This window comes from Pseudomonas tehranensis (genome assembly GCF_014268615.1).
Taxonomy (GTDB): domain Bacteria; phylum Pseudomonadota; class Gammaproteobacteria; order Pseudomonadales; family Pseudomonadaceae; genus Aquipseudomonas; species Aquipseudomonas tehranensis.
On the sequence record NZ_JABWQV010000346.1, the window covers coordinates 1 to 4201 of the forward strand.

The 4201-nt window shown below is 60.8% G+C and carries 4 protein-coding genes; 1 reads left to right on the forward strand and 3 read right to left on the reverse strand.

The window, feature by feature from the left end; translation table 11 throughout:
- Window positions 1-40: 40 nt before the first annotated feature.
- The 3 genes from HU811_RS25530 to plsB are packed head-to-tail and all read right to left on the reverse strand — an operon-like array spanning window position 41 to window position 3714.
- Window positions 41-730, reverse strand: a complete 690-nt coding sequence (locus HU811_RS25530) for a DUF4197 domain-containing protein (protein WP_092401255.1) — start codon at window positions 728-730, stop codon at window positions 41-43.
- Between the two features lie 33 nt (window positions 731-763).
- Window positions 764-1162 (reverse strand): YbaY family lipoprotein, encoded by a 399-nt coding sequence (locus HU811_RS25535; protein ID WP_047227547.1) that lies wholly within the window; start codon window positions 1160-1162, stop codon window positions 764-766.
- A 50-nt stretch (window positions 1163-1212) separates the two neighbouring features.
- On the reverse strand, window positions 1213-3714 hold the full coding sequence (gene plsB / locus HU811_RS25540; RefSeq protein WP_186658824.1) for a glycerol-3-phosphate 1-O-acyltransferase PlsB: 2502 nt from the start codon (window positions 3712-3714) through the stop codon (window positions 1213-1215).
- A 226-nt stretch (window positions 3715-3940) separates the two neighbouring features.
- On the opposite strand from plsB, the gene HU811_RS25545 reads away from it, so the two are divergent.
- A complete protein-coding gene (locus HU811_RS25545) occupies window positions 3941-4150 on the forward strand; it encodes a cold-shock protein (protein ID WP_003184959.1) in 210 nt (69 codons plus the stop codon).
- The last annotated feature ends 51 nt before the right edge of the window (window positions 4151-4201 follow it).

Below are 4201 nucleotides of genomic sequence, written 5' to 3' on the forward strand. Positions count from 1 at the left end.
TCGCGAGCAGGCTCGCTCCCACAGTGTTTTGTGCTGAGTCTTAAAGGGTGCCAAACACCTTCTTCGCCAAGCTGGTCGCCGCCGCCGCAGGGTTCTGGCGGATGGTGGCTTCCTGTTTACCAATCATCTCGAACAAACCGTCCAGCGCTTGTTCGGTCACGTAGTTTTCGATGTTGGCGCTTTTGGCGTCCAGCACACCGAAGGTGGCCGCCTGGCCTGCGAACGTGTTGTATTTCTGCGCCAGGCCAACCTTGTCGGTGGCTTGCTTGACGATGGGCAGGAACTTGGCGCGAATCTGCTCGCGGCTGCTCTTGTTCAGGTACTGCGTAGCGGAGTCGTTGCCGCCGCTCAAGATCCCCTTGGCATCGCTCACACTCATGTTCTTCACAGCATTGACCAGGATCGGCTGGGCCTGGACCACAGCGGCTTCAGCGGCCTGGTTCATGCTGGTTTCCAGTTGTTCGACTTGATCGCCCATGCCAAAGGCTTTCATCTTGCTGGCGACTTTACCGAGCTTGCCCGGCAGTTCGATCTTCACTTCGGGGTTGTTGCTGAAGCCACCGGGTGTGCCCAGCTGCTTGACCGCTACTTGGGCGCCCTGGGTCAGTGCGTCCTTGAGGCCGCCAGTGGCGTCCTTCTGCGAGAGGTCGGCCAGGGACAGGGCCATGGTGTTGGCGCAGAACAACAGGCCGGCGCACAGGCTGGTGAAACGGAGCGTAGAGCGGAGCATGGCAGCTTCCTTGAAGAAAATTGGAAAGAGAAATCAGCGTGCGGCGTTGACGCGGATCTTCAGCGGCTGTGGATCTTTGCCATCGAGCTGCACGGTGTGTTGTTCGGTGGTGATGAACATCAACTGGCCGTCCACTTCAATGCGCGCGCTCACGGCATAGCGATGGCCGGGTTTGACCTGGGCCGGATCATAGCTGAGGTGAAACGGCAGCGGGACCTGGCCCTTGACCGGACCGCTCTGTTCATCGAGCACCACCGCAGGGGCGTCGGCCAGGGACACATCCTGCAGGCTCACGCTCAAGACAGCGGTGGGCGGCAGGGCGATGCGCTGCAGGTAGAACACTTCACCGTCGAGACTGTTTTTGCTCGCCAGCGGTGCGCTGGAGCAGGCACTGAGTAACGTGGCAACGGCGACGAGAAGAAGCTTTTTCATTGGGGCATTTCCATATTGAGGGCGCCAGAGAAAACCTGGCGCCTGTGGGGTCAGTCTGCAGCCACCGGGGTGACCTGATCTGCCGCATCTTCACTGCGATGCAACGCCACCTGACGGATCGACAAACGGATCTCCGCCGGCAGGACGCGCTTGGCCGCACCTTCGGCCAGTTCACCCAGCAGCTCGTGATAGCTTAGCTTGCCCGCTTCGTCCCGGCGCAGTACGTCCAGGTCCAGCATGGTCTGGATGAAATGCCGGAACAGACTCTTGTCGAAGAATTCCGGTGCGTTCAGGCCGTGCAGGATCGACAGGCGCTGGGCCATGACCGTGCAGAGGTCTTCCAGTTCTTCAGCGCTGATGCTGTTCTGGCCGCTGTTGAGCAGCAGGGAGACGGTCATGTAGAAGCGCTGCAAGGTCTGCGCGATGCTCTTGGACAACAGAGTCAGCAGCACGAAATGCCGCGAACTCGGGGCTGGGCGCAGGTACAGGTCTTTTTCGAAACGCAGCAGGCCCTGTTCGACGAACGCGTCGAGCCATTGGTCGACCACGCCGTCCAGTTCTTCCAGTGACCAGCGAATGAACAGCTCCGATTGCAGATAGGGATACAAGGCGCGGGTGTAGCGCAGGATCTGTTCGCGGCTCATGCGCGAGGTGCTCTGGAAGAAACTCGCCAGCAACGCCGGCAGGGCGAAGATGTGCAGCACGTTGTTGCGGTAGTAGGTCATCAGGACGGCATTCTGCTCGTCCAGATACAGAATCTTGCCCAGGGCATCGCTCTGTTCTGACAGCAAGTGCATGCCTTTGACGTGCTCGATCAGCGCACGCCCATCGCCCTCGGGCAAGGTGGTGTGGGGCGAGTACGGCACTTTGCGCAGCAACGCCAGGTACAGGTCCAGCACCCGGGCCATGGCACGGTCGTCCAGGGCCAGGCGGCTGGTGGACAGCAGCGCCAGGGCCACCAGGTTGACCGGGTTGATGGCCGCCGCTTCGTTCAGGTGTCGGGCCACCCGCTCGCCGAGGCGGTGGGTGGTTGCGTTGAGCCAGGCCGGCTTGAACTGCGGGCCCAGCTCTTGTTGGCGCCAACCCGGCTGTTCGCCGTCGAGAAACTCCGCCAGTTTGATCGGCTCACCGAAGTTCACCGCTACTTGGCCGAAGCGTTGCTTGAGGGCGCCGATGACCTTGAAAATGTCGAAGATCGATTCTTTCTTCTTGCTCGCGCCACGCAGTTCACCCAGGTAGGTGCGGCCTTCCAGGACACGCTCATAGCCGATGTAGACGGGCACGAACACGATGGGCATGCGCGATGAGCGCAGGAAGCTGCGCAAGGTGATGGCGAGCATGCCGGTCTTGGGTTGCAGCATGCGCCCGGTGCGCGAGCGACCGCCCTCGACGAAATACTCCACCGGGAAGCCTTTGGTGAACAGCGTGTGCAGGTACTCGTTGAATACCGCGGTGTAGAGCGGGTTGCCCTTGAAGGTGCGGCGCATGAAAAACGCCCCGCCCCGACGCAGCAGGCCGCCGATCACCGGCATGTTGAGGTTGATGCCGGCGGCGATGTGCGGAGGGGTCAGGCCGTTGCGAAACAGCAGGTACGACAGCAGCAGGTAGTCGATATGACTGCGGTGGCACGGCACGTAGATGACTTCGTGGCCCTGGGCGACCTTCTGCACGCCTTCGATGTGGTTGACCTTGATGCCGTCGTAGATCTTGTTCCAGAACCAGCTCAGCACCACTTCCAGGAAACGGATCGCGGTGTAGGTGTAGTCCGAGGCGATTTCGTTGCCGTAGCGCAGCGCTTGAGCCTTGGCTTTTTCCGGGGTGATTTTTTCCCGCTCGGCCTCGTCGGCAATCGCCTGTTTGACCAGCGGCTGGTTCAGCAGCCCCTTGACCAGGTTGCGACGGTGGGAAATGTCGGGGCCAATGACCGCCGCTTTCAAGTTGCGAAAATGCACCCGCAGGATCCGCTGGGTCATGCGCACGGTGCGTTCGTGGCCCTTGTCGTGCTCGATCAGTTCGCGCAAATGGATCGGCGCAGAAAACTGCACGCGGGTCTTGCGTCCCAGGATCATGATGCTCAGCAAGCGCCGCAGGCGGCCAGTGACGGCCCAGCTGTCGGCGAACAATAGCTTCCATGGGCTGGACTCGCTGTCGGGCGACTGCCCCCAGAACACGCTGACCGGGATGATCTGCGCATCTTCGGCGGCGTTGTGGGTCAGGGCATTGACCAGTCGCGTCAGGGTTGGCGGCGCGCCACGTTTGTCCTGCCGGCCGAGCCAGTCCGGCGCCGGGGTCAGGTAGAAAAACGCTGCCGGTTCCAACAGGTTGCCCACGGACACCGGCAGTACCGGACGGGGCAGGCCAGCCTTGGTGCACTCGGTGTCGAGCACTGCCAGGTCAGTGAGCGAAGGGTTTTGCAGGACGTAGAACACCGGACGACTGCGGTCGAGGTTGAGGGTGAAGGACGACTGGTTGATCGTCTCGGAGCGAACCCAGAGGTACAACAGTCGGCGCAGGGTGCCAAACACAAGACGGCGGAACGGGGAACGGGTCATACGGCTTCTGCATGAGTGGATAAGATAAAGCGGCGGCTAGTGTGCCGGATTCGTCGAAAATCGGCAAAAAAGCGCCGAAGTAAAGTCAGTTGAGAGTTTTTGCGTCTGTCATATACTCGGGCGGCTGACTGCCTCTGCCTTCCTCGTGGACGGCTGGACGGCGGCGAAGATCGTACGGCTTTCCTTCGAAAGGCCGACTTAAAAATAAAAATGGGAGTGAGCAATCATGGCAGCACGCGAAACCGGCAATGTGAAGTGGTTCAACGACGCCAAAGGCTATGGCTTCATCCAGCGTGAAGGCGGGGCGGATGTATTCGTGCATTACCGCGCGATCCGTGGCGAAGGCCATCGTTCACTGACTGAAGGCCAGCAGGTCGAGTACGCGGTGGTGGAAGGGCAAAAGGGTTTGCAGGCTGAGGATGTGGTGGGGTTGTAACCCGCTCTTACATCCACAACAAATCCCTGTGGGAGCGGGCTTGCTCGCGAA